Origin of the sequence: Streptomyces sp. KM273126 (assembly GCF_004337435.2) — a bacterium.
GTDB lineage: Bacteria > Actinomycetota > Actinomycetes > Streptomycetales > Streptomycetaceae > Streptomyces > Streptomyces acidicola.
Genome location: NZ_SJXB02000001.1, coordinates 681,089 through 706,259, shown reverse-complemented (window position 1 = coordinate 706,259; position 25,171 = coordinate 681,089). Strand labels below are relative to the sequence as shown.

General features: G+C 71.4%; 22 protein-coding genes and 2 tRNA genes. 7 read left to right on the top strand and 17 right to left on the bottom strand.

The genetic code is table 11. The features are described 5' to 3' along the window. The first annotated feature begins 159 nt into the window (after nucleotides 1–159). Both E0500_RS02990 and E0500_RS02985 read left to right on the top strand, forming a co-directional pair. Nucleotides 160–765, top strand: coding sequence for a lytic polysaccharide monooxygenase (locus E0500_RS02990; RefSeq protein WP_131569268.1), 606 nt, complete (start codon nucleotides 160–162; stop codon nucleotides 763–765). 132 nt (nucleotides 766–897) lie between these two features. Next, on the top strand, nucleotides 898–2,580 hold the full coding sequence (locus E0500_RS02985; protein ID WP_131569270.1) for a long-chain-fatty-acid--CoA ligase: 1,683 nt from the start codon (nucleotides 898–900) through the stop codon (nucleotides 2,578–2,580). A 130-nt stretch (nucleotides 2,581–2,710) separates the two neighbouring features. Here E0500_RS02985 and E0500_RS02980 read toward each other — a convergent pair. The 6 genes from E0500_RS02980 to ehuB all read right to left on the bottom strand — a co-directional run bounded on the left by E0500_RS02980 (nucleotide 2,711) and on the right by ehuB (nucleotide 7,148). Then, nucleotides 2,711–2,784 (bottom strand) — tRNA-Lys (locus E0500_RS02980). A gap of 119 nt (nucleotides 2,785–2,903) precedes the next feature. Then, a complete protein-coding gene (locus tag E0500_RS02975; RefSeq protein WP_131569272.1) occupies nucleotides 2,904–3,662 on the bottom strand; it encodes an IclR family transcriptional regulator C-terminal domain-containing protein in 759 nt (252 codons plus the stop codon). Nucleotides 3,663–3,876: 214 nt separating this feature from the next. After that, nucleotides 3,877–4,653, bottom strand: a complete 777-nt coding sequence (ehuA, locus tag E0500_RS02970; RefSeq protein ID WP_131569273.1) for an ectoine/hydroxyectoine ABC transporter ATP-binding protein EhuA — start codon at nucleotides 4,651–4,653, stop codon at nucleotides 3,877–3,879. 199 nt (nucleotides 4,654–4,852) lie between these two features. Further along, nucleotides 4,853–5,503, bottom strand: a complete 651-nt coding sequence (gene ehuD, locus E0500_RS02965) for an ectoine/hydroxyectoine ABC transporter permease subunit EhuD (RefSeq protein WP_131569275.1) — start codon at nucleotides 5,501–5,503, stop codon at nucleotides 4,853–4,855. Continuing rightward, entirely contained in the window at nucleotides 5,503–6,225 is a 723-nt protein-coding gene (gene ehuC / locus E0500_RS02960) for an ectoine/hydroxyectoine ABC transporter permease subunit EhuC (RefSeq protein WP_131569277.1), read from the bottom strand. The genes ehuD and ehuC overlap by 1 nt, the downstream gene beginning before the upstream one ends. After that, entirely contained in the window at nucleotides 6,222–7,148 is a 927-nt protein-coding gene (gene ehuB, locus E0500_RS02955; protein ID WP_131569279.1) for an ectoine/hydroxyectoine ABC transporter substrate-binding protein EhuB, read from the bottom strand. The genes ehuC and ehuB overlap by 4 nt, the downstream gene beginning before the upstream one ends. Before the next feature lie 107 nt (nucleotides 7,149–7,255). Between ehuB and E0500_RS02950 the strand changes: the two genes are divergently transcribed. Further along, complete coding sequence (locus E0500_RS02950; protein WP_165935163.1) at nucleotides 7,256–7,753, top strand: DUF3830 family protein; 498 nt, start codon at nucleotides 7,256–7,258, stop codon at nucleotides 7,751–7,753. 358 nt (nucleotides 7,754–8,111) lie between these two features. Here E0500_RS02950 and E0500_RS02945 read toward each other — a convergent pair whose 3' ends face one another. Beyond that, a complete protein-coding gene (locus E0500_RS02945; protein WP_181586848.1) occupies nucleotides 8,112–9,509 on the bottom strand; it encodes an amidase in 1,398 nt (465 codons plus the stop codon). Nucleotides 9,510–9,537: 28 nt separating this feature from the next. Further along, nucleotides 9,538–10,485, bottom strand: coding sequence for a D-2-hydroxyacid dehydrogenase (locus E0500_RS02940; RefSeq protein WP_131572174.1), 948 nt, complete (start codon nucleotides 10,483–10,485; stop codon nucleotides 9,538–9,540). 217 nt (nucleotides 10,486–10,702) lie between these two features. Here E0500_RS02940 and E0500_RS02935 point away from each other — a divergent pair, with 217 nt between their 5' ends. The 3 genes from E0500_RS02935 to E0500_RS02925 all read left to right on the top strand — a co-directional run bounded on the left by E0500_RS02935 (nucleotide 10,703) and on the right by E0500_RS02925 (nucleotide 13,867). After that, complete coding sequence (locus E0500_RS02935) at nucleotides 10,703–11,488, top strand: aspartate/glutamate racemase family protein (RefSeq protein WP_131572175.1); 786 nt, start codon at nucleotides 10,703–10,705, stop codon at nucleotides 11,486–11,488. After that, nucleotides 11,485–12,216: an aspartate/glutamate racemase family protein gene (locus E0500_RS02930; RefSeq protein ID WP_131572176.1), complete on the top strand. Its 732-nt coding sequence runs from the start codon at nucleotides 11,485–11,487 to the stop codon at nucleotides 12,214–12,216. The genes E0500_RS02935 and E0500_RS02930 overlap by 4 nt, the downstream gene beginning before the upstream one ends. Before the next feature lie 577 nt (nucleotides 12,217–12,793). Continuing rightward, nucleotides 12,794–13,867, top strand: a complete 1,074-nt coding sequence (locus tag E0500_RS02925) for an LLM class flavin-dependent oxidoreductase (protein WP_131570069.1) — start codon at nucleotides 12,794–12,796, stop codon at nucleotides 13,865–13,867. 53 nt (nucleotides 13,868–13,920) lie between these two features. Here E0500_RS02925 and E0500_RS02920 read toward each other — a convergent pair whose 3' ends face one another. Then, nucleotides 13,921–15,870 (bottom strand): putative bifunctional diguanylate cyclase/phosphodiesterase, encoded by a 1,950-nt coding sequence (locus E0500_RS02920; RefSeq protein WP_399120139.1) that lies wholly within the window; start codon nucleotides 15,868–15,870, stop codon nucleotides 13,921–13,923. 477 nt (nucleotides 15,871–16,347) lie between these two features. Between E0500_RS02920 and E0500_RS02910 the strand changes: the two genes are divergently transcribed. After that, nucleotides 16,348–17,796 (top strand): M6 family metalloprotease domain-containing protein, encoded by a 1,449-nt coding sequence (locus tag E0500_RS02910; protein ID WP_399118471.1) that lies wholly within the window; start codon nucleotides 16,348–16,350, stop codon nucleotides 17,794–17,796. A 282-nt stretch (nucleotides 17,797–18,078) separates the two neighbouring features. Here the strand turns inward: E0500_RS02910 and E0500_RS02905 are convergent. The 8 genes from E0500_RS02905 to E0500_RS02870 form a co-directional block, all read right to left on the bottom strand. After that, nucleotides 18,079–18,152: transfer RNA gene (locus E0500_RS02905), tRNA-Lys, on the bottom strand. Nucleotides 18,153–18,163: 11 nt separating this feature from the next. After that, entirely contained in the window at nucleotides 18,164–18,769 is a 606-nt protein-coding gene (locus E0500_RS02900) for a bifunctional DNA primase/polymerase (RefSeq protein ID WP_309504852.1), read from the bottom strand. A 226-nt stretch (nucleotides 18,770–18,995) separates the two neighbouring features. Then, entirely contained in the window at nucleotides 18,996–19,358 is a 363-nt protein-coding gene (locus E0500_RS02895) for a hypothetical protein (RefSeq protein WP_131570061.1), read from the bottom strand. Between the two features lie 263 nt (nucleotides 19,359–19,621). Next, the gene (locus E0500_RS02890; protein ID WP_258572596.1) at nucleotides 19,622–20,641 is read right to left on the bottom strand and encodes an aldo/keto reductase; all 1,020 of its coding nucleotides are present in this window, start codon (nucleotides 20,639–20,641) and stop codon (nucleotides 19,622–19,624) included. Nucleotides 20,642–20,718: 77 nt separating this feature from the next. Continuing rightward, complete coding sequence (locus E0500_RS02885) at nucleotides 20,719–21,720, bottom strand: lysylphosphatidylglycerol synthase domain-containing protein (RefSeq protein WP_131570063.1); 1,002 nt, start codon at nucleotides 21,718–21,720, stop codon at nucleotides 20,719–20,721. Beyond that, nucleotides 21,713–22,858, bottom strand: a complete 1,146-nt coding sequence (locus tag E0500_RS02880) for a glycosyltransferase family 2 protein (RefSeq protein ID WP_131570065.1) — start codon at nucleotides 22,856–22,858, stop codon at nucleotides 21,713–21,715. Before E0500_RS02880 ends, E0500_RS02885 begins: the two co-directional genes overlap by 8 nt. Before the next feature lie 11 nt (nucleotides 22,859–22,869). Continuing rightward, nucleotides 22,870–23,910 carry a UbiA prenyltransferase family protein gene (locus E0500_RS02875; protein ID WP_131570067.1) on the bottom strand — a complete coding sequence of 347 codons (1,041 nt, stop codon included), beginning with the start codon at nucleotides 23,908–23,910 and terminating at the stop codon, nucleotides 22,870–22,872. After that, nucleotides 23,907–25,043 (bottom strand): glycosyltransferase family 4 protein, encoded by a 1,137-nt coding sequence (locus tag E0500_RS02870; protein ID WP_309504851.1) that lies wholly within the window; start codon nucleotides 25,041–25,043, stop codon nucleotides 23,907–23,909. The genes E0500_RS02875 and E0500_RS02870 overlap by 4 nt, the downstream gene beginning before the upstream one ends. Nucleotides 25,044–25,171 lie beyond the last annotated feature (128 nt).

The following is a 25,171-nucleotide window of genomic DNA, read 5'->3' as shown; positions in this document are numbered from 1 at the left end:
AATCTGAGGCTTGGTCTAGACCTGAAGGATCTGAAAGGCCTGAAGGGCCCGAAAGATCCGAAACCCGAATGTGTCCTCACACGCGTACGGGTACTCCCCACCGCATCGCGATGCGCACGCACGGCTCACGGAACTCCCCACGTTCTCCAGGAGCACAGCATGCGTCAGAAGACCAAGTGGTACGCGGCCGCGGTCGGCCTCGCCGCGACGGGAGCCCTCGTGCTCTCCAGCGGCGGCGCCTCCGGGCACGGCTACACCGATCTCCCCATCAGCCGGCAGAAGCTCTGTCAGAACGGCACGGTCACGGGCTGCGGCGACATCCAGTACGAGCCGCAGAGCGTCGAGGGGCCGAAGGGCTTCCCGGCCTCCGGGCCGGCCGACGGTCAGCTCTGCTCCGGCGGGGTCGGCCGGTTCGGCCAGCTCAACTCGGCCACCAAGCCAGGGGGCGGCGCCTGGCCCACGACCAAGGTGACGGGCGGCCAGGACTACACGTTCCGCTGGCAGTTCACCGCCATGCACGCCACGACCGACTTCAAGTACTACGTCACCAAGCCGGGGTGGAACCAGAACGGGGCACTGTCCCGTTCGGACCTCAACCTCACCCCGTTCTTCACGGTCCCGTACAACGGCCAGCGCCCGCCGTCCACGCTCTCCCACACCGGGAGGCTGCCGTCCGGCCTGAGCGGCCACCACGTCATCCTCGCCGTGTGGACCATCGCGGACACGGGCAACGCGTTCTACGCCTGCTCGGACGTCACGTTCTGATCCGGCGTGGATAGGGTCGCGTGCGCCGGGGCTGCCGGTTCCGGCTCCGGCGCACGCGGCTGGCTTCGCCTCCGTCCCCAGGCTGCCGCATCCTCTCCCTATCTGACGTGACGTCAGCTACCGTGCGCCCTCATGGAGTCCACGAGGCGTACCGTCGCGGAGCTCGTCGCCGCCCGCTGGGGTGACCACCGGCCGGGACTGTGGTTCGAGGACCGGGTGCTGAGCCAGCACGAGGTGGCCGCCGCGGCCGCGGCGCGGGCGGCACTGCTGGGTGATCTGCTGCCGCCGGGAGCCGAGCCGCACGTGGGCGTGCTGCTCGACAACACCCCCGAGTACCCGCTGTGGATCGCCGCGGCCGCCCTGTCCGGCGCCGCCGTCGCCGGGATCAACCCCACCCGCCGGGGCCCGGAGCTGGCCCGCGACATCCTGCACACCGACTGCCGGGTCCTCGTCACCGAACGGACCCACCTCCCGCTGCTCGACGGCCTCGACCTGCCGGGCCTACGACTGCTGGTGACCGACACGGAGGCGTACGAGGACCTCCTCGCGCCGTACGCCGACGCCGAGCCGGACCCCGCCCGGGCCGCGCCCGACGACCGCCTCCTCCTCTACTTCACCTCCGGCTCGACCGGTGCGCCCAAGGCCGCGATCTGCTCCCAGGGGCGGCTCGCGGCGGCAGGGCGGTCGCTGGTCGGCCAGTTCGGGGTGCGGCCGGAGGACGTGCACTACGTCTGCATGCCGATGTTCCACGGCAACGCGGTGATCGCCGACTGGGCGCCCGCGCTCACGGCCGGCGCCGGGGTCGCGCTGCGGCGGCGGTTCTCGGCGTCGCGGTTCCTGGACGACGTACGGGCGTACGGGGCGACGTACTTCACCTATGTCGGACGTGCCGTGCAGTACATCCTGGCCACCGAGGCGCGCCCCGACGACCGGGACCACCCGCTGCGGCTCGGCTTCGGGACGGAGGCGGGCGCGGTGGACGCGGCGGCCTTCGAGGAACGCTTCGGGGCGCGGCTCGTGGAGGGCTACGGCTCCTCCGAGGGCGGGGCCGCCATCCAGCGGACGCCCGGCACTCCGGCGGGTGCGATCGGGCGGGCGGCTCCCCGGGACGACCTGGCGGTGGTGGACCCGGTGACGCGGGCGGAGTGCCCGCGTGCCGAGTTCGCCGCCGACGGCCGGCTGCTCAACGGGGACGACGCGATAGGCGAGCTGGTGAACCGCGGACCCAACCCCTTCGAGGGCTACTGGAGGAACCCCGAGGCGGACGCGGCACGGCAGAGATGGGGGTCCCCCCGCTCGAGCGAAGCCGAGAGTGGGGGAGGCTGGTACTGGACGGGGGACCTCTTCTACCGGGACACGGACGGCTTCCTGTACTTCGCCGGCCGCACGGACGACCGCATCCGCGTCGACAGCGAGAACCTGGCCGCCGCGATGATCGAGAACATCCTCGCCCGGTACGAGGGCGCCGACGCGGTCGCCGTGTACGCGGTGCCCGACCCGGTGGCCGGCGACCAGGTGATGGCGACCCTGGCCGGCACCTTCGACGCGCTCGCCTTCGGTGCGTTCCTGCTGGCCCAGCCCGACCTCGGGACCAAGATGGCGCCGCGGTTCGTCCGGGTCGTGGAGCGGATGCCGGTCACGGCCACGAACAAGATCCACCGGGTACGGCTGCGGCGCGAGGGCTTCCGGTGCCCGGACCCGGTGTGGTGGCGGCCGCCGGGGGAGTCCGCGTACCGGCGGCTGGACGCGCGGGACGTGGCAGGGCTGGTGGCGGAGTACCGGGTGCGGGGGAGGGAAGGACTGCTGGCCGGGTAGCGGCGAGGGCCACTGTCGGCTCAGGGGGTGTGGGTGGCGAAGCCCCCACAACGCGCGGCGAAGCCGCGCAGAAACGACGATGGCGAGGCATGTTCGCGCTTTCTGCGAACATGCCTCGCCATCGTCATCGTGCGCCGCCAGGGACTCGAACCCCGGACCCGCTGATTAAGAGTCAGCTGCTCTAACCAACTGAGCTAGCGGCGCAGACTCCGTCGTTTCCCACTCTCGCGGTTGGCGACACCAAAAATATTACCCGGTCCGGAGGGGTGCTCCTGACCGCCCAAACGTGACCTGGATCTCCAGATTTCTGGCTCTCCAAGTTTCTAGATCGCCAGGGACAGCAGCACGGGTGCCGCGCCCCGGTTCAGGGTGTCCGCCGCCTGCTTCAGCCGGTGCGCGTGCTCGACCGGCAGGGACAGCGCGAGGCAGCCGACGGAGGAGCCCGCCGTGATGGGGACGGCCGCGCAGACCGTGCCCACCGCGTACTCCTGGAGGTCGAGCACCGGCACCGTGGGTGTCTGCGCGTCCAGCTTGCTCAGCAGGACCCTCTCGTTGGTGATCGTGCGTGAGGTGAGGCGGGCGGGCCTGTGCCGGGAGAGGTGGTCCCGGCGGGCGTTCAGGTCGAGCTGCCCCAGCAGGGCCTTGCCGATCGCGCTGGCGTGCCCGGAGGAGCGGAAGTCCACCCACTCGTGGACGGCCGGGATCGTCGCGCTCTCGGCGCAGCCCGTGACGTTGATCTCGCCGTCGACGTACCGGCTGATGTAGACGGCGGCGCCCAGCGAGTCGCGCAGCCGGTCGAGGGTGTGCTGGAGCTTGTCGCGCAGGGCCAGGTCGCGCTCGCGGGCGGAGCCGAGGCGGCTCAGGGCCTCCCCGGTCACATACGCGCCGTCGGTTATCTGCTCGATGTAGCCCTCACGCCGCAGCATCCGCAGGAGGGAGGTCAGCCGCTCCCTGCCGAGGCCGGTCTGGCGTGCGAGTTCGACGTCGGTGACGCCGGCGGAGCGGCGTGCCACGGTCTCCAGGACGCGCAGGGCGTCCTGTGCCGAGTGGTACGGCGCGGTCGGCTCGTGCTTGAGCGCCACGGTTCCCCCTGCGCTTCTCGGGCCGCTTTTTGGACAGCCAAGCGATGCTTGCCGTTGTCCACGATACGGCCCAAGAAGCTTAGGGGGAGGGGTTGTTCGCGAGAAAGTTGACGCACCACCGGGGCCCCCAACAGCGGTGCCAGCACTCTGGCATATGCCAAAGTCATGACCCAGGCGGCATGACCTGGGGTATTGAAGCGTTCACTTCTCGTAATCAGAGGACCGCGCCGAGGAACTCCCGCGTTCGTTCGTGCTCGGGATCACCGAAGATCTTCTCGGGCGCTCCGGACTCGATCACATGGCCGGAATCGAACATGAGAACCTGGTCCGAGATGTCCCGGGCGAAGTTCATCTCATGGGTCACGCACAGCATCGTGATGTCGGTGGTGCGGGCGATGTCACGGAGGACGTCGAGTACGCCCGCGACCAGCTCGGGGTCGAGCGCCGAGGTCACCTCGTCGAGCAGCAGCACCTGCGGCCGCATCGCCAGTGCCCGGGCGATCGCCACCCGCTGCTGCTGCCCGCCGGACAGCTGCGTCGGATAGGCGTCGCACTTGTCCGCGAGGCCCACCAGGTCCAGCAGGTCGCGGGCCCGCTGCTCGGCCTCGTCCTTGGACATGCCGAGGACCGTGACCGGGGCCTCGGTGATGTTGCGCAGCACGTTCATGTTCGGGAAGAGGTTGAACTGCTGGAAGACCATCCCGATCTTCTTGCGCACCTCGCGGACCTGCTTCTCGCTCGCCGGGAAGAGCTGGTCCCCGGCGACGGTGATCGTGCCCTCGTCGGGCTTCATCAGCGTCATCAGCAGCCGCAGGATCGTCGTCTTGCCCGAGCCCGACGGCCCGATCAGCGTGACGTGCTTGCCCGCGTCCACGGAGAAGTCGAGCCCGTCGAGGACCGTGTTGCTCCCGAACCTCTTGGTCACGTGGTCGAAGCGGATCAGCTCGCTGCCGTCCACAGGCGGATTGGTATGGGAACCGGGGTCTGTCATCAGGGCTCCTAAGAAAGGGGTTTGGGTCGCTGGGGGAGCGTGCGTGGGGTGGGCCGACTTGGTCGTGCGCTCGCGTGCGCTCACGTGTGCACGCGCTGCCGGCCTGCGGGGCAGCCCCTGCTCCACTGGAGTGCCGGTCCAGGGGCTCCCCGTCGTGCTGACGTTCCGCGGCGCTTGTTCTCACCGCTCCGGAACGGTGTCAGCGGACAAGACGTCGCTCCAGTCCTCGCAGAAGGACGGACGCCAGATAGGAAATGAGGATGAAGGCCACACCGATGACCGTGAGCGGCTCGGTGAACTGGAAGTTCTGCTGCGAGAACAGCCGTGCCTCGCCCAGCATGTCCAGCACCGTGATCGCCATCAGCAACGGGGTGTCCTTCAGCATCGCGATCACGTAGTTGCCGAGCGCGGGCACCACCCGGCGGACCGCCTGGGGCAGGATCACCGCCGTCCATGTGCGCCGCAGCGGCAGGTTCAGTGCCGTGGCCGCCTCCCACTGGCCGACGGGCACCGCATCGATGCCGGCCCGGTAGACCTGCATCGTGTACGTCGAGTAGTGCAGCCCGATCGCGACGACGCCGGTGGTCAGCGCGGAAAACGTGATGTTCCACTCGGGCAGCACATAGAAGAGGAAGAACAGCTGCACCAGCAGCGGGGTGTTCCGGATGAACTCGGTGACCGCCCCGACCGGCCAGCGGACGAACCGGCTCGGCGTGCGCATCAGCAGCGCCCACACCAGGCCGAGTACGAAGGAGATGACCGACCCCAGGGCCAGGGCCTGCAGGGTGACCAGCAGACCGTCCCAGAAGTGCGGCATGAAGTCGGCGACAGCGCCCCAGTCCCACTGCATCACGCACCACCTCCGACCTTGACCGCGCCCGCGCCGTCGGACACGCGTGCCTGAGCCGGCACCGTCTTCCGCGGTGCCTTTCCGACGCCCGCCTTCAACTGCCGCTCCAGCCCGCGCATCACCCGCGTCAGCAGGAACGCGATCACGAAGTAGATCAGCAGGATGTACGTGTAGATCTCCGCGCTCTCCTGGAGGGCCAGCCGCACCAGGTTGCCGCTGAACGCCAGGTCGCCCATGCCCATGACCGACACCAGGGCGGTGCCCTTGAGCAGCTCGACCAGCAGGTTCGAGAACGGCGGGATCATCTCCGGCACGGCCTGCGGCAGCAGGATCAGCCGCATCCGCTGCCACGGTGTGAAGCTCAGCGCGATCCCGCCCTCACGCTGCGCCGGGTCCACCGCGGTGAGCGCACCGCGCACGATCTCCGCGCCGTACGCCCCGTACGTCAGCCCGAGCGCCAGCGTGCCCGCCCACATCGGCACCAGCTGCCAGCCGAACGCGGGCGGCAGCACGAAGAACACCCAGAAGATCATGATCAGCGCGGATGTGCCGCGGAACACCTCGGTGTAGAGGCCCGCGAGGAAGCGGACGATCCACAACCGGTGGGTGCGGGCGATACCGACCACGAAGGAGACGGCCGTGGCCAGCAGCGCGCTGAGGACGAGCAGCTGGACGGTGACCCAGATGCCCTGCAGTACGAGTTCCCAGAGTCCCGAAGTCATCCGCGACAGAGCTCCTTCGCGGTCATGTCGGTCATCTCGTCCCTGGTGAAGCCGAATGGCCCGAGGATGCGGAACAGCTCACCGCTCTCCTTCAGCTTGCGCAGTTCCGCGTTGAAGGCGTCACGCAGCTTCGTCTCGGTCGGCCGGAACGCGAACCCCCCGCCGTCCACATGCGGCTTCCCGTCGACGAGCGGCGCGAACGGCTCGGTGGCCTCGGCCTTCGCGGACTTCTTCACGACTTCGCGGACGGTGAGCGCCGTACCCGCGAACACGTCGGCCCGCCCGGCCTCCACGGCGTTCAGCCCTGCGACCTGGTCGGGCACGATCAGGATGTCGCTCTCCTTGTAGCCCGCCTCGACGGCGTACCCGATCTCGGCGTACCCCGTCCCGGTGGCGAACTTCGCCTTCTTCTCGACGATGTCCGCGTAGTCGCGCAGCCCTTTGGGATTCCCCTTCCGCACGATGAAGGCGTCCTTCATCTGGTAGTCCGGATCGGAGAAGATCACCTGTTCGCAGCGTTCGGGATTGATGTACATCCCGGCCGAGACGACGTCGAACTGCTGTGAGCCGAGCCCGGGTATGAGTGAGCCGAACTCGGTGGGCACGGGCTGGACGCGTTCGACGCCGAGCCGCTTGAAAATCACCTTGGCCAGCTCGGGCGCCTCACCCGTCAGCTCGCCGTTCGTGTCGATGTAGCCGAAGGGGACCTCGCCGGCGATCCCGAGCCGGGCAACTCCCTGCGCCTTGAGCCGGTCGAGCAGGTCACCGCCTTCCACGCCCGCCGCCGCGGTGGGGACCCGGCTGCATCCGGCGGCACCCAGCGCGCCGAAGGCCGCGACGCCGGCGAGCAGCGACCTCCGGCTCGGCCTTCTTGTCCCTGTCTCGTCGTGTTCGTCTGCGTCTTTCCGAAGTGGTGGAGCCATGGCCGCGCGGCTACCCGAGACGATGCGATTCATGCAGATCGCTTTCGGCCCCGTCCGCGGGCGAGGCCCCCTTGACGCCGGCGGGCCCACCGCATGCCATGGAGGGCATGACCGACCGCTACATCGAAGTCTCGCTGGTCAAACGGCAGGTCCACTGCACGGCAAAACTCCTCGACGACCGCGCGCCGATCACCTGCGCGGCGGTCTGGGACGCTCTTCCCCTGGCCGGCGACGTCTATCACGCCAAATATGCCCGAAACGAGATCTATGCCCTCTTCCCGGCATTTGCGGCATCGGAGCCCCCGCTGGAGAACCCGACGGTGACCCCGATCCCCGGAGACCTGTGCTACTTCGCCTTCTCCGGCACGGAACTGGGCACCCAGGCCTACGGCTACGACCGCGACGTCCGCCCCGGCACGACGGTCGTGGACCTGGCCCTCTTCTACGAGCGCAACAACCTGCTCCTCAACGGGGATGTGGGCTGGGTGCCCGGGATCGTGTGGGGGCAGGTGGTGGAGGGCCTGGACGACATGGCGGAAGCGTGCAACGACCTGTGGAGGGCGGGAGCGCTGGGGGAGAACCTACGGTTCCGCCGCCTGGAGTAGCCTCCCGGTCCCCGGAGGCACGAGATCGCCCCCGCCGCCCCTACCCATTCCCGTCCCTTCCCTGGGGGCTGCCGCCCCAGACCCCCGCTGGTCGGCCTGAACGGCCTCGTCGAGCCCGCCCGCACATTCAGCCCCTCCGGCGTCTGAGGAGCGGGGTCCGGGGGCCCGGCCCCCGAAGCGGGGTCCGGGGCGGAGCCCCGAAGAGGGGGTCCGGGGCGCAGCCCTGAGGGACTGGTCCGGGGCGCAGCCCCGAAACCGGGGGTCCAGGGGCGCAGCCCCCTTGGCCGGGGTCGAAGGGGCGGAGCCCCTGAGGATGGGACGGGTAGGGGCGGCGGGGGCGAGAAACACCCGCCCAGCACTACGCCGGCGCAGCCACCCCCGCCACCCCCGCCTCGTACAACGCATGAGCCACCCGCAACACAACATCGTCCCGATGCCGAGCCGCCACCACCTGCAACCCCACCGGCAGCCCGTCCCCGTCCACCCCCACGGGCACACTCGCCGCCGGCTGCTGCGTCATGTTGAAGGGGTACGTGAACGGGGTCCACCCCGTCCACCGCCGATGCCCCGACCCCTTGGGAACCTCGGCCCCCGCCTCGAACGCCGTGATCGGCAGCGTCGGCGTCACCAGCACGTCGTACGACTCGTGGAAGCCTCCCATCCGCCGCCCCAACTCCATCCGCACATCCACCGCGGCCAGATAGTCCAGCGCACTGAACCGTGCCCCGAGCGCACAGATCTCCCGCAGTCCCGGATCCAGCATCTCCCGCTGGTGCGGCCCGAAGTGCTGGGTGACCCGCGCCGCCCCGCTGAACCACAGCACATGGAACGCGTCCAGGGGCTCCGTCAGGTCGGGGTCCGTCTCCGAGACGTACGCCCCCAGCCCGGCCAGCCCCTCCACGGCCCGCCGCACCACCGCCGCGACCCCGGGCCGTACGGCCACCTGCCCGCCGAGCGAGGGCGAGTACGCGACCCGCAGCCCGTGCACCCCGCCCCGCAGGGCATCCGTGAACGACCCGGTCACCGGTCCGAGCGCGGACCAGTCCCGCGCGTCCGGCCCGCTGATCACATCCATCAGCAGCGCGGCGTCGGCGGCGTCCCGGCTCAGCGGACCCACGTGCGCGAGGGTGCCGAAGGCGCTAGCGGGATAGAGCGGCACACGCCCGTAGGTCGGCTTCAGCCCGAACGTTCCGCAGAAGGAGGCCGGAATGCGCACGCTGCCGCCGCCGTCCGTGCCGAGCGCCAGCGGCCCGGCCCCGAGCGCCACGGCGGCTGCCGCGCCCCCGCTCGAACCGCCCGCCGTGCGCGACACGTCGTACGGGTTCCGCGTCACCCCGGACAGCGGTGAGTCCGTGACGCCCTTCCAGCCGAACTCCGGAGTCGTCGTCTTGCCGAGGAACACCGCGCCATGCTCGCGCAGCCGGGCCACGGACGGCGCGTCCTCGTCCCACCTGCCCTTCTCGGAGATCGCCCTGGAGCCCTTGAGGGTCGGTCCGCCGCGCAGCAGCAGGATGTCCTTCACCGTCACCGGCACCCCGTCGAGCAGCCCGGCGGGCTCTCCGCGCCGCCAGCGCTCCTCGGACTCCCGCGCGCGGGTGAGCGCGTCGTCCTCGTTCAGGCGTACGAAGGCGTTCACAGCCGGCTGGATGCGATTCGCCCGTTCCAGTGTTGTTCGGGTCGCTTCCACGGGGCTGAAATCGCCCTTGCGGTAGCCGTCGAGGAGTTGTACCGCGGTCAGTTCGGTGAGTTCGGTCATCCGCCCGCCCTCCAGAGAACTCGGCAGCTCAGTGTCCAGGTACGTACCCACGCTTCTTGTCGACCACGTTCGGCAGCGGCTTTCCCGCCTCCCACAGCTCGTACAACTCGACGAACTGCGCCCCCAGCTCGTCCCGCCAGCCCACCGTGTCCCCGCTCATGTGGGGCGAGACGACCAGGCCCGGCACGTCCCACAGCGGGTCGTCCGGCGGCAGGGGCTCGCGGTCGAAGACATCCAGCGCCGCACCCGCGATCCACTGCCGCGACAGGGCCTCCACCAGCGCGTCCTCCACCACGAGCGGCCCACGCCCGACGTTGATGAACCGTGCCGAGGGCTGCATGATCCCGAACCGGCGGGCGTCGAACATGCCGTACGTGGTCTCCGTCAGCGGGGCGGCCGCGATCACCCAGTCGGCGCGGGACAGCAGCCGGTCCAGGTCGTCCGGGCCGTGGATGCCGGAGCGCGGGGTGCGCCCGACCAGGGCCGCGGTGATGCCGAGGGCCCTGAGCGTGCCGGCGATCGCCTGGCCGATGGGCCCCGACCCGACGACGACGGCTCGTGTCCCCGCCACCCGCTGCGTCTCCCGGTGCCGCCACTTGTGGGCGCGCTGGAGTTCCCCGGTCTGCGGCAGGTCCTTCGCCCAGGTCAGAACGAGCGCGGCGACGTACTCGGCGATCGGCTGGTCGAAGACGCCGCGCGCGTTGGTCACCAGGGTGTCCGAGGCGGCGAGCTCCGGGCACATGAGGTGGTCCACGCCCGCGCTCGCCGTGTGCACCCAGCGCGGTCTCGGGCCCTCGCCCGGCCAGGCGTCGCGCACGGCACGCGAGGTGAAGTCCCAGACGAGCAGGACGTCGGCGTGCGGCAGGTGCTCGGCCAGCGAGGACGCGTCCGTGTGCAGGATCCGGGTCCGCCCGGTGAGCCGCCCGAGGCGGGGCGGCGGATCGGTATTCAGGACAAGGAGGATTTTCTCGGACATCTTGGGGAAATCGTTTCGCAACGCGCGTCAGCTTCTCTGAAGGAGGTTCGGGCGTTTTCCTGGCGTTTTCCGGTAGGGCTCGCGGGTGGTGAAGTGGGGATCGGACCGTCTGAGATGCGCGGATTGACCACGCTCGCACCCGAATCTACCTTCGTCAACACGGTTGCGGACTCAGACCGTTGCCCCTTCGTCCCTCTTCGTGAAGGCGGTGCCTGCCATGGACGTCTCTTTTCTCGGTGGTCCGCGCTCCCAGCGCGGTGTCGGTGTCGTGGCACCCTTCGATTTCGCGCTCGACCGCGAGCTGTGGCGGTGGATGCCCGACGAGATCTCGCTGCATCTCACGCGGACCCCGTACGTGCCGGTGGAGGTCAGCCTCGACCTGGCGCGGCTGGTCAGCGAGCACGAGACACTCGGTGACGCGGTGCGTACGCTCAACGCGATCGCGCCCGAGGTCGTCGCGTACGCCTGCACCTCCGGCAGTTTCGTCGGCGGTGTCGCGGGCGAGCGGGCGATGTGCGAGGCCATGACGAGGGCGGGAGCCGTGCCCTCGGTCACCACGTCGGGTGCGCTTCTGGACGCCCTGAACGAGCTGGGCGTACGCCGGCTCGCACTCGTCACGCCCTACACCGTCTCGGTGACCCTGGCGCTGGAGGAGTATCTGTCCGAGGCGGGCATCACGGTCACCGGCCGTGCGTTCATGGGCCTGACCAGGCATATCTGGAAGGTCCCGTACCGGGACGTGGTCGACATGGCCCGCAGGGCGGTCCGAGCCCCGGCGGACGCCCTCTTCATCAGCTGTACGAATCTCCCGACCTACGACGTCATTCCGCAACTGGAAGCGGAGCTGCGCATGCCGGTGATCTCGGCCAACCAGGTGACGATGTGGGCGGCGCTGCGCCATCTGGGTACACGAGCCGTGGGCCCCTATCAGGCGCTGCTGGACGAGTCGGCGCGCCGGAGTCCCGTACTGCCCGAAGAAGAGCAGCAGGAAGGCTGGACATGACCGCACTCGGTTTCCTCTACCCGGGCCACTCCGCCGAGGACGACTACCCGCGCATCGAACAGCTCCTCGGCAGCGACATCCGCCTTCCCCTGGTTCACACGGACATCGGTGAGGACGCGCACCGTGAGGACGCGCTCCGGGAGATGGGTTCGCCGGAGCGCCTGGCGGCCGGCGTGCAGGAGCTGCGTCTGTCCGGCGCCGAGGCCGTCGTCTGGGCGTGCACGTCCGGGAGCTTCGTGTACGGCTGGGAGGGCGCCCAGGAGCAGGTCCGGGCCCTGGCGCGTACGGCGGGCATGCCCGCGTCCTCGACCTCCTTCGCCTTCGCGCACGCGGTACGGGAGCTCGGGGGCCGGCGGGTGGCGGTCGCGGCGACGTACCCGGAGGACGTGGCGGAACTCTTCGCGGCCTTCCTGAAGGACGCCGGTGCGGAGGTGGTGTCGGTCCGGTCCTCCGGCATCATCACGGCAGCGGAGGTCGGTACGTGGGGAGTGGACGAGGTCCTGGCGCTGGCCCGCGCGGGCGACCACCCCGAGGCGGAGCTGGTCCTCCTCCCGGACACCGCCCTCCACACGGCGTCCCACCTCCAGGCCCTCGAATCCGCCGTCTCCAAGCCGGTCCTCACCGCCAACCAGGTCACCGTCTGGGAGGCCCTGCGCCTGACCGACCGCCGGGTGAACGCCCCACGACTGGGAACGCTGTTCACGAAGGAACCGATTGTGCAGGTGTGAGCCCCGGGCGCCCGACAGGCTGTTCCTCGCCTCCGCCGCCCCCAGACCCCCGCTGGTCGGCCTGAACGGCCTCGTCCTCAAACGCCGGACGGGCTGGGGGTGCCTGGCCTCGGCTGAAATTCCAAGCCCGGGCGGGCAAAACCCAGCCCCCCGGCGTTTGAGGAGCGGGGGTCCGGGGGCCGGCCCCCGAAACCGGGGCCGGGGTGGGGCTTGGGGCTGAGCCCCGAGGTGCAGGGGCCGGGGGCGCCGGGGCGAAGCCTCGAAGGGTGAGGCCGGGGCTGGGAGTTCCAGGGGCGCGGCCCCCTGGCCGGGGTCGAAGGGGCGGAGCCCCCGGGGATGGGACGGGTAGGGGCGGCGGGGGCGAGGAAAACCTGGCCGTCCGGGCACCCCCCGGGAATAACCGGAGCCACCCTCCCGTTACCCCCGCGCGGGCAGCGCACCACGCACGGCACAACCACAGGAGGCACCCACCGTGACGGCAGACGAGAGCCGAGGCACCGAGAGCCGCGGAGACGAAAGCCCCGGAGCCGAGAACCGCGGAGACCAGAGCCGCGGAAACCAGAGCCCCGGAGACGAGATCCGAGGCGCGGCACAGGGCACCGCCCCCGTCCCCCTCTCCGTCCTGGACCTGGTCACCGTCGGCGCAGGCCGCACCGCCACCGACGCCCTCCGCGCCGGCGTCGAACTGTCCCGCCTCGCGGAGTCCCGCGGCTACCACCGCTACTGGGTCGCCGAGCACCACTCCATGCCGGGCGTCGCATCGAGCTCCCCCGCCGTGATCCTCGCCCACCTCGCCGCCCACACCACCCGCATCCGCCTCGGCTCGGGCGGCGTGATGCTCCCCAACCACGCCCCCCTGGTCATCGCGGAGCAGTTCGGCACGCTTGAGGCGATGGCCCCGGGCCGTATCGACCTGGGCCTCGGCCGCGCCCCGGGCACGGACGGTGCCACGGCAGCCGCCCTCCGCCGCACCGATCGCCTTCACGAAGGCGCCGACGACTTCCCCGAGCAGCTCGCGGAACTCACCCGCTTCCTGGACGACGACTTCCCCGACGGCCACCCCTACAGCCGTATCCATGCCGTCCCGGGCCCCGTCCAGGGGACGTCCCCCGGCGGCGTACAGTCCCCGCACCGCCCGCCCGTCTGGCTCCTCGGTTCCTCCGGCTTCAGCGCCCGCCTCGCCGCCGCCCTCGGCCTGCCCTTCGCCTTCGCGCACCACTTCTCCGCGCAGAACACGATCCCGGCCCTCGACCTGTACCGAGAGTCCTTCCGGCCCTCCGCCGTCCTGGACGAGCCGTACGCCCTCATCGGCGTCTCCGCCCTCGCCGCCGAGGACGAGAGGGAAGCCCGCCGTCAGGTCATGGCCGCCGCGCTGAACATGGTCCGCCTGCGCACCGGCCGCCCGGGCCTGGTGCCCACCCCCGAGGAGGCGGAGGCGTACGAGTTCAGCCCGATGGAGCGGGAGTTCATCGCGAGCTGGAACTCCAACGTCATCCACGGCACGGTGGAGGAGGTCCGCGCCGGCCTCGACGACCTCCAGAAGCGCACGGGCGCCGACGAGTTGATGATCACCTCCCACGCCCACAACCCGGACCTGCGCCTGCGCTCGTACGAACTGATCGCGGACGCCTACGAGTTGCCGACGGCGTGAGCCGGGCCGGGTGAACCGGCCGGCCGGGCGGGCCGGTTGAGCCGGGCCCGCCCTCAGGCCTGCGGACAGGTCACCGTCGTCAGCAGTTCGGCGATACGGTCCGCCGACACCGGCCGCGAGTACAGCCACCCCTGGCCGGTGTCACAGCCGATGCGCCGCAGCCGCGACGCCTGCGAGGTCGTCTCCACGCACTCGGCGGTGACCGTGATCCCGAGCCGGTGGGCGAGCTGGACGAGCGCCTCGACGATGACCTCGTCGGCGGGGGTCGGGTCGACTTCGGTGCCCTCGCCGTTCTCGTACTGGAAGCCGCGCACGAACGCCCCGTCCAGCTTCAGCACGGAGACCGGCAGCCGGCTGAGGTAGGCGAGGTTCGAGTACCCGGTGCCGAAGTCGTCGATGGCGATGCGTACGCCCATGTCGCTCAGCGCCTGGAGGGCCTGGAGCGGGCGGCCGGCGGAGCCCATGACGGCCGACTCGGTGAGTTCGAGCTGGAGCAGGTGCGGAGGCAGCCCCGTCTCCGCGAGGATCTCCGCCACGTCCGCGACCAGGTCGGAGTCCCAGACCTGGCGCACGGCCACGTTCACGCTGATGAAGAGCGGTGCCCGGTCGGGGTGGTCGAGCTGCCAGCGCCGCGCCTGCCGGCACGCGGTGGCGAGGACCCACCGGCCGAGCTGCACGATGGAACCGTCCTCCTCGGCCAGTGAGATGAACCGATTCGGCTGCAGCGTGCCGAACTGAGGATGGTTCCAGCGCACCAGCGCCTCGACCCCGCGCACCTCGCCGCCCTCCATGTCCACCAACGGCTGGTACTCCAGCTCGAACTCACCGCGGTCGACGGCCGGCCGGAGCGTGGAGGACAGGGCCTGACGGGTCATCCGGTGGGCGTTGCGCTCGGGGTCGAAGAGCGTCCAGCGGGACCTGCCGTCGGCCTTCGCCCAGTACAGCGTCGTGTCGGCGGCCTGCATCAGAGCCGTCGCGGTCGTGCCCGCCGCGCGCCGCTCCACCACGCCGATCGACGCGGAGACGGACAGCCGCCGGCCGGCGATGTCGAACGGCGCTTGCAGGGCCTTCAGTACGGACTCCGCGAGCTCGGCGAGCTGGTCGGTGCCGGTGGAGTCCTCGACGAGCAGCGCGAACTCGTCACCGCCGAGCCGGGCGACCAGCGGCTCGCTCGTCCGGGCGCACCGCGCCTCCTCCGCGCACTTCGTCAGCCGCCTGGCGACGGCCGCGAGGAGCCGGTCGCCGACCCGGTGCCCGAGCGTGTCGTTGATCGCCTTGAAGCCGTCCAGGTCCAGATAGCAGAGCCCGATCCGGCCGGTCCCGCTCTCCTCGTACGCCTCCGCCTCCAGCGCCGCCGACAGCCGCTCGAAGAAGAGCGTCCGGTTGGGCAGCCGGGTCACGGGGTCGTGCACCTCCAAGTGCCGTAGTCGCGCCTGGAGTTCACGCCGGGAAGTGATGTCGGCGACGGACAGCAGGACGATGGGCTCCGCATGGAGGGCGGCGGAGGAACGGAAGTTGGCCGGTTTGGATACGTGCCCGCCGGCATCGACCGGGCCGCGCGTCGGTCTGTCGGGGTCCGGCAGCCGGTGTGCTGAATGGCCGAAGTCGCTCTGGTGGTGCGCCGGTTCGCCGGAGTCCGTGAGTGCGCTCCCCGCCCCGGTGCCCGTCGGCTCGCCCTGTACGGCGGCCTCCCTGGGCAGCGGCGACACCGTCACCTGCACCCACAGGGAGCGTCCGTCGGGGTGCCTGATGCGGCGTGTGCAGCACAGACGGGCCTGGCGGCCACGCAGCATCTCGCGGTACGCGTGCCCCGTGCGGGCGTCCGAGGCCAGGTCCACCAGATCGGCGGCGACCCGCCCGACCAGCCTCTCCGCACCACCCCCGAGCAGCTGGCCCATCGTGTCGTTGGCGATGACCACCAGCCCCTTGCGGTTCACCACGGCCATGGCGAGCGGCGCCGCGACGAAGGCGGCACGGAACGCATGGGGCGTACGTGACGCCAGTGTGGTGGTGAGGGGCGTGAGGGTACGACGTGCTGTGTCAACGTCACGCTCTGTGACGATCGGCTGGACCAGATCCACCGCGGGCGCCTGCCCTTCGGATGTTCCGCTCACCGTTCGCTCCCGCAGTGCGCTCGTCGTTCGTACGGATCTCGTGTCTCGCGTTCGGGGCGGCAGACCGGATGCGGGCTGCCGCTCAAGCCGTGTCCGTGCAGGAAAGTGTGCCGATCATAGAGGCTGCCCTCAGGCCGGTGCAGCCACACTTCAGTGTCCCGGAACACCCCTCGGTTCTGACAGATCGTTTCTGCCCCTCCCTGGACGGCTTCGTTCCGCGGGTCGACCGATTGTGACGTTCCGTGAGCTCCCGGGGTGTCGGCGCGCGGGCCCTCTCACCCGTCCGGACCGCGCAAACAAGGCGAAGTGTCACGAACTATCACATTCTGGGTGCGAAGTCACCGAAGCTCGCATCCGGAGGTTCATGTGTCGCGCCCGCTCCCCAGGAAGGGACTCGTCCACGGGCCCCTCGCGGCGCGCGCACGCGCTGGAATCCGCCGCTTTCTGAAGGAACTTGTCCTGGGGGAGTGCTCCCTCGGCCGGTCACCGAGTCCGCGTGGCGCCGCCGCCGTGTTCACCTCGCTGGCCCTCGCCGCGACCTGTCTGATCGCCGCGCCCTCGGTGGCCGTGCCCCTGTCGGAGGCCTGCGCGCTGAAGCGGACCGGTGCCCACCATTCGGAGGGCGTCGACACCTGGAACGCCTCCTACCCGCGCCCCACCCGCCCCCTCGACGCCCTGCTGGTCTTCCTGTCCTTCCCGGACTCCGCCCCGATGACGACCCCGGCCGAACTGGCCGCCGACCACTTCCCGGCCACCAGCCGCTTCTTCGAGCGTGCCTCGTACGGCAGGTTCACGCTGCGCCCGCACCCGCGGAACGACTGGATCCAGATGCCGCGGCCGTCCACCGCCTACGCCATAGAGCGCGACTGGGACGCCGCGCACCGGACCGCCTATCTGCGCGACGCCCTGCGCGCGGCCGACGACCGGGTCGACTTCTCGGCCTACGACGTCGTGTACTTCGTGGCCGACCCGGACGCCCCGGGCGTCGACTCGGACGCGACGAAGGTCGTCAACCTCGACACGCCGCTGGAGGCCGACGGCACGCTGATCCGCCGTGTCGTCACCGTCTTCGAGAACCATCCCCCGGACCGTCTCGTCCTCGCCCACGAGACCGGCCACGTCTTCGACCTGCCCGACCTCTACCACCGCCCCACCGACGGCAAGGGCGACTGGGACACGTACGTCGGCGACTGGGACCTCATGGGCAGCCAGTTCGGCCTCGCCCCGGACCTCTTCGGCTGGCACAAGTGGAAACTCGGCTGGCTGGAACCGCACCAGGTGGCGTGCGTACGAGGGTCGGGGGTGACCCGCCTGACGCTGGAGCCCCTGTCGGCGGGTCCGGCGCCGGACGAGGCCGCGACGGTCGGGGCGGCCGGGCCGGAGCCCGGTGCGGCCGACGGGCAGGCACTGGGGACGAGGGCGTTCGGGGTCGGCGACCAGGTCGTCGAGGCGGCGGACCCGGTCGCCTTCGGCACCGGGCGCGGTACGAAGCTGGCAGTGGTGCGGACCGGGCGGGACAGCGCGCTCGGCTTCGAGGCGCGTGGTCCGGTGGGCAACGACGGCTCCGTCTGCAGCCAGGGCATCCTCGTCTACCGCATCCGCAGCGGCACCGAGTCCGGCGGAGGCCCCGTCGAGGTGGTCGACGCCCACCCCCTCACCGAGTCCTGCGGCAACGAGTCGGTCTACCCTCCGCTCGCGGACGCCCCGGTCGCAGTAGGGGAGAGCTTCACGGTGCCGGGCGAGAACGTACGGGTACAGGTCGACGGCCGAACCCCCACGGGCGCCTGGACGGTACGGATCACGATCCTGGACTAGGGCCTTCGGGGAACCTTGTGCCCCACGGCACTCCGTCCGGTCCGGGCCAGGCCGCGGGGGCGGACTCGACAGTCCACGGCTCCCCCCGGGGGGGCACCTTGTACCTCACGGTCACTCCGGACTCGGGCAGGCATCGGGGTCCCTCCTCACCCCACAGCCACCAGTCTCCGCGGATGGGGGTGTGGGTGGCGAAGCCCCCACAACGCGCGGCGAAGCCGCGCAAAAACGACGATGGCGAGACCGGTTCGCGCTTTCCGCGAACACGCCTCGCCATCGACATCGTGCGCCGCCAGGGACTCGAACCCCGGACCCGCTGATTAAGAGTCAGCTGCTCTAACCAACTGAGCTAGCGGCGCCTGCTGACGTGCTAGACCTTAGCACCCTGGTCGGCGGGAGGAAAAATCGATATCCGCACGGCCGCGGAGACCGCGGAGCGGGCCGCCCGGACGGCCGCCCACAGTAGGACCTCGGGCCCCGGAAGCCACGGTGTGCGGGTGTCGGGGGCGACGAGCCAGCGGCTCGCGAGCCGGTCGGCGGTGGTGCTCTCGGGCGCGGGGCGCAGGGCCGGGACGGTCACCGCGTCACCGGTGCCGTGGCACAGCAGCGGCGGTACGGCGCCGGTCCTGCCGGGCGAGCCCCACTCCTCCCACGCCAGGAGAGAGGGCAGGCGCTGGGCGGTGCCGGGTGCGGCGAACAGGAGCATGCGTCCGCGGTACGTCGCCACGGGTCCTGAGCCCGGGCCCTCCTCCCACAGCCGGTCCAGCATCCGCCGCCCGAAGAGCGCGGGCACGCCGACGATGTCGAAGACCGTGCCGCAGGGCAGGACGACCGGTGCGGCGGGCCGTTCCTCCCACAGCGAGAGCGCGCTGCGCGGATACGTTCCTGCCGAGGCAAGCCAGGCAGCCCCTTCCGGGGTGACGTCCGAGGCGGTGCCGTCCGGAGCGTCGACCTGGTGGTGGGGGTGCGCGCTCACCGAACGATTCTGCGGATGCGGGTGCTCGCTCATGCCGTCCAGATGTACCGGCGGTGAGTGCCCGATTCCGGGCGGTTGCCGGAAATCGGGACGGGAGGTACGCGAGTGGGGTATCTTCCCGCCCGGCATATGCCAGCGCGGTAGCCGCAGATCGTGGTTCGGTTGTGGTTCGGTCGCGGGCATCGCGGGCATCGTGAGCCGACGACGCCGGCTCGTGCCCTCCCGCTCACAGCGTCTCGGGGCCCTGCCCGTCCAGCCCTCGCATCAGGTCCCGGCCGAAGTCGACCATCTTCTTCGCGTAGTCCTCGGTCCACTCGGCCCGCTCGGCGATGTCCGCCGGTGTCAGCCGGTCGAAGCGGCGCGGGTCGGCGAGCTGGGCCGCCGCGATGGCCTGGAACTCCACGGCCCGGTCGGCCGCCGCGCGGAACGCGTGCGCCAGGTCCGTCGCACGGGCCAGCAGCGCCCGCGGGTCGTCGATCGACTCCAGATCGAAGAAGTGCTCCGGGTCGGCGGCCGCTTCCGTGGGCTCGAAGAGCAGGGGCGCGGGGCGTAGCCGCGGTTCGTTCCGACGCGGCGTGGGCTCCGCCATGTCTTCTCCTCCTCGTACACGTCCGGTGGCCCCCTTGATGATGGGCCACCGTCCATTCTCCCCCGGCCGCGCAAGAGGGGACGGGGGAGGCCTCCCGCCCGCGCCCGCAAATGGATTACCCCTCCCCGTCCCCTCCCCGTCGCCTCTCTGTTTCCTCGGATATCGCTCTCTGTGGTGTTTCTCACGGAGGAGACGATGAATTCTGTGTGTGAATTCTGCGTGTGCTGTGGCTCGGTATCGTTTTTGTGGCCACAGTGGCCCCTTTAGAGGCCGGGTTCGTCGGCGGCATTCTCGATTCCGAGTTCCCCCAGTGGAGCCAGTTCGTCGAGTTGGGCGCGTACCTCCTCCGGCAGTTCCAGCGCGAGCCCGTCCAGGGCCTCGTCGAGCTGGGCCACACTGCTCACGCCCAGCACCGGCATGACGGGCACCCGGCCGCTCGCCATCCATGCGAGCGACAGCTGGTTGGCCGTCACCCCCAGGCGCTCGGCCAGCTCCCGCAGCCGGCTCAGCCGTCGCTCGTTCTCGGCGCTCCGGTACTCCGGGCTCAGTTCCCGGTCGGTACGGGTCAGCGCGCCCTGGAGGAGCGGCGAGTATCCCTGGAGCAAGGCATCGTGCTCGGTGGCGTACGCGACCAGGGCATGGTCCAGCGGAAGCTGCGGCCGGATGTCGGCCGCCGGGTCCGGCCACAGGTAGGAGTGCCGCACCTGTACGACGCGGGGGGCCGCGGTCGTCTCGTCCGCTGAGGCCAGCCGGGCCGCCTCGCGCAGCCGGGCCGCGTCCGGGTTGCTCGCGCCGACGACGCCCACCCGGCCGGAGGCCACCAGCTCCGAGAGGGCTCCCAGGGTGTCGGCGAGGGGAGTCGCGGGATCGTCGGCGTGGGTGAGGTACAGGTCGACCGCAGGGCAGCCCAGCCGTTCCGTGCTGCGTGCGAACTGTTTGAGGACGACCTCGGGACGCAGCCCCTCGGCGGACTCGGGGAAGGGCCCGTCCAGCGGGTCGGGCAGGCAGCCCACCTTGGTGGCGATGAGCATCTCGTCGCGGGCGCCGGTCGCGGCCAGCCAGCGCCCGATGACCAGCTCCGACTCCTCGCCGGTGCCGTCGGGGGCCCAGAAGGCGTAGCAGTTGGCCGTGTCGAGCAGCCGGCCGCCGCGCTCGGCGAAGCGGTCGAGGATTGCCCGGGAGGTCGACTCGTCGACGGTGGTGCCGAAGTACATGGTGCCCAGGGCGACTCCAGTGGTGCGGAGCCGGTCCATGACCGAGTCTCCGTAGGCCGTCGTCAGCATGCGCTGTCCTTTCGTGGTCGGAGGTTGCAGGGGTGTCATTCCAGCTGTCGCCGCCTGTCACCCCCTGTCATCCGGTGTCAGCTGGTGTATTGGGTATCGGGCTTGGCGGGGGACAAGGGAGAGGGATCGGGAGCCGGGCCGGCCCCGCGCGCCGCGACGGAGCCGTACCCGAAGGCCAGAACGTCCGCCGCGGCGAGCACCAGGCGGCTCGCCGCCGCGGCGACGGCCGCCTCGGGCGCGGGCAGCACCGACGCCAGGGACACCGCGAGCAGTGCCTCCCGCACCCCGAGCCCGTCCGGTACGACGACCACCACGCTGGCCAGCGAGGTCGCCACCGCGAACCCGGCCAGGCACGGCAGCAGCGCGTCGAGCGGATCCGCGCCCAGCGCGACGGCGAACAGCCACAGATGCACGCCGGTCACCACCCAGGACAGCGCGCACAGCCGCACGGAGCGCCGGAGCGCCGCGTACGGGACCGGGGCGAGCCTGCGGGCCAGGGCCGGTACCGCCGTGAGCAGCCGGACCGCGGCCGTCAGCACCCTCGGCAGGAGAAGCAGCGCCAGCGGCGCCAGGGCGGCGGCGAGGACCGCGGCCCCGCCGCCGTGGGCGTACCGCGCCAGGGCGGGCAGCCCCAGCGCGGCACCGGTGGACAGCGACACCGCGGCGTAGACGCCGAAGGCCGCGGTGAAGTGGAGGACCGTGATGCCGGAGGCCGCCGCGAGACGGGTCTGGAGCACGATCGACCACATCACGCCGGGGACGTACTTGCCCAGTTGGCCCGCCGCGAAGATCCGTACCGCCGAGGCGCGGGACATCGGCACGGCCAAGGCCTGCAAGGGTTCCCGCCAGGACAGCGCGGTCAGCCACAGCCCGGCCACCGCTGGGACCAGTGCCAGCGGGAGCAGCGGCCCCAGCTCTCCAAGGGCCGCGCCCGTCGCGGCCCGGTCCCGAGCGAACGACCGCAGGAGGAAGCCGGAGCACAGCGCCAGCACCAGCACCGTGACCGTCGCGCGCACCCACCGCCGCCGCGCGACGGCCCCCACCTTCCGAAGCACACTTCCGGCGGAGCGCTCAGGCATGACCGGTGGTCCCGGCCGAGGCCGTACTCCCGACGGGGCTCGGCGCCCCCCGGTAGCGGTGCCGGAAGGCCGGTGAGAGGGCCCAGCGGGCGGCACCCTCCAGGGCGGCCACCCCGGTGGCGGCGGTCACCAGGACGTGCAGGCCGGCCATCAGGGGCAGTGCGCGCGGGCCCGCGGCCGAGCGCAGGAAGCGCAGCAGTCTCCGCTCCTCGACGGCGAAGGCGCCGAGCCCCGCGACCACGGCGGCGGCGCCCGCCACCGGCCACAACGGCAGGGCGGCGAGCCCGGCCAGGGCCAGGGAGGTGCCCGCCACCGCCGTCGGCCGGTACGCGGTGTCCGACAGTTGCGGGCGGTCACGGCCGCGGTCGGCGAAGAGGGCCACCAGGGGCACCGAGCGGCGGTACTGCTTGCGCAGCAGGACGCCGAGCCGGTCGTCGTCATCGTGGCGCCCCACGATCCGCGGATCGAGCAGCACGGTCGAGACGGCCGCGAGCCGGGCGCCGTACTCCACGTCCTCGGTGTCGCGCAGCGACTCGTCCAGCGGGCCCGCCCGGTGGTACGCGCTGCGCGGCATCGCACCGATCGAGAAGTACGCTGCCTTGACGCTCCCGGCGGTGCGCCGCCGCCAGTAGTGGCCGTGGAGCACCTTGTAGCGCTCTACCGGGCCGTCGTCGATGAGCGGTACGGAGTCGTAGATGCCGCAGACGAAGCCGACTCCGGGGTCGGCCTCCAGGACGTCCACGGCGATCCGGACCGCGTCGGGGCGCAGCGCGATGTCGGAGTCGAGGAAGAACAGGATGTCCCCGGTGCTGTGCCGCACCCCGGTGTTGCGGGCGGCGGAGACCCCGCCGTTGGCGGTGCGCACCAGCCGGACCGGGAACTCCCCGGCGATCTGCGGGGATTCGTCGGTGCTGCCGTCGTCGACGACGACGATCTCGATGTGCGGGTAGGTCTGCTCCACGACGGCCTGGAGGCAGTGACGCAGGGTCCGCGCGTAGTTGTGGTTGGGGACGATGACGGAGACGGTGGGGGCTCGCCTCGGGCTCATGGAGGTCCTCGGGCTCGTGGAGGTCCTCGGATTCACGGAGGTCTCCGGGTTCACGGAGGTCTCCGGGGTCATGGGGTTCTCCGGGTTCATGGGGGGGCACCTCACACGAAACGGCCGATGGCCAGGCAGGCCAGCCACAGCACGGCGTTGATCACGAGCGGGACGTCCGTGAGCACGTCCCGGCCCGGCTCCCCGCCGCTGCGCCGTACCGCCACCAGTTGCACGTAGCGGCAGGCGGCGAAGATGGCGAAGGGCACGGTGACGACGGCCAGTACGGCCGCGTGCGGCTGGGGGGCGGACAGGGCGAACAGCTCGTAGCTGATCAGGGTGGCGGCCACGAGTACGGCCATGAGCTGGTCGAGCAGCGGTACCGAGTACCCGGAGAGGGCGGGCCGTCCGGCGACGGCCTGTCCCCGCAGCTCGGCGGTGACCAGTTCGTGCCGCCGTTTGCCGAGCGACAGCAGCAGGCAGGTGCAGTAGATGCTGATGACGAGCGCGGGGTTGAAGGGGGCCGCCACCGCCACGCAGCCCGCGACGGCCCGCAGGACGAAGCCGGCCGCCACCAGGCTGACGTCGACGAGCGGGTAGTGCTTCAGCGCCAGGCAGTACGCGAGGTTCAGCACCGCGTACCCGGCGATGGCCGCCCGCGCCGACGGGGGCAGCAGCGCCCCGGTGCCGGCCAGCGCCGCGAGACAGGCGGCGCCCAGCAGCAGTGCGCCGAGGGGGCCCACCCGCCCGGAGGCCAGCGGCCGGTGGCGTTTGACCGGGTGCAGCCGGTCCCGGTCCCGGTCCAGCCAGTCGTTGAGGACGTACACCGCGGCGGACGCGGCCGTGAACGCCACCAGGGTGGCCAGCATCGCCCCCGGGTGACGGAACACGGCCGCCGGGTCCACGGCCAGCGGGGCGATCAGGACGAACACGTTCTTCACCCACTGGCGGGGCCGCAGCAGCACCAGCCCCGCCGGCAGCCGCGAACGCCGGGGCACCGCGGGCTCGGTGGGCTCGGTGGCCGGGGCGGGTGGCCCGCTCGCGGTGCGGGCCGGGTCCTGGGCCGTCGTCGTCGAGGCCGGGGCGCTCTGCCCGACCACGGTGTCCGTCCCGCTCTGCCCGTCCACGGTGTCCGTGCGGCTCGGGCCCGTCATGACCGCACCCCCGGCAGGAGCCGCCGGAACGCCTCTTCGTGCGCGTCGAGGAAGGCCTCGCCGCCGAAGAGCTTCGTCGCCGCCTCCCGGCCCGCCTCACGGTCCTCGGCGGGCAGTTCGGCCAGCTCCAGGACCGCCTCGCGCAGCGCCGCCGGGTCGCGGGGCGGGACCAGCCGTCCGAATCCCGTGGCCTCCACCGGATAGCGGGAGCCGGACAGGTTCGTGGACACGGGCGGAACGCCCGCCATCATCGCCTCGACCTGGACGATGCCGAAGGACTCCGAGACCGAGGGCAGCGCGAAGACGTCGATCGAGGCGTAGAAGTCCCGTACCGCCTCGCCGCGCAGCAGCCCGGTGAACCGGATCCGCGGGTCGTCACCGGCCTCCTGGCGCAGCTGGGCGATGTTGCTGCCGCCCGCGACGGTCGTGTAGTCCCCGGCGATCAGCAGCCGGGCGCGTGGGTCGTCGAGGGAGCGGAAGGCTCGTATGAGGTACTCGATGCCCTTGTCGACGGCGATCCGCCCCATGAAGCCGATGTGCAGCCCGTCCCCGTCGCGCAGCCGGGGAGCGCCGCCGCTGCGGTCCACGCACGGGGAGGGGATGGGGGCCAGCGTGCGGCTGCGGATCGTGGGCCAGATCCGTGAACCGCGCGCCTGGTCCTCGCTGTTGGTGATGACCAGGTCCGCCTTGCGGACGGCGGACCTGCAGACCTGGTCGACGGCTCGCATGCCGAAGCGGTTCACGGGGCTGTCGGGCAGGAACACGTCGATGTGGTATGTCACCACGAGCCGGGCGCTGCCCTTGAGCGCGGCGACGAAGGCGGCCTCCGGGTTGGGCAGGTGCATGTGCAGGATGTCGGAGCGCGCCGCGAGACGCCGGACGAGCAGCGGCAGGGCGGGGGCGACGAAGCCGCGGCTGATGCGGGTGAGCACCGGTGCACGGAAGACATGGACGCCGTTGATGACCTCGTGGCGGGGCAGCGCCGGATCGTGCTGGGCGCAGGCGACGGCCACCTTCCAGCCTCGGGCGGCCAGGCCCTCGGCGGTCATCCGGGCCGCCTCGGTGAGCCCGCTGACGTACGGGGCGTAGTAGTCGAGCATCACCGTCACATCGAATCTGCTGGGTACCCTCACGGTGGGGTTCCTCCTCAGGGGTGTCAGAGGGTGCGCTTGGGATCGGTTCGGGGTGAGCTTCGGGACGGGGAGGGGTGCGTTTCGGAGCGGGTGGGGGTGCGCTTCGGAGCGGGTTGGGGTGTGTTTCG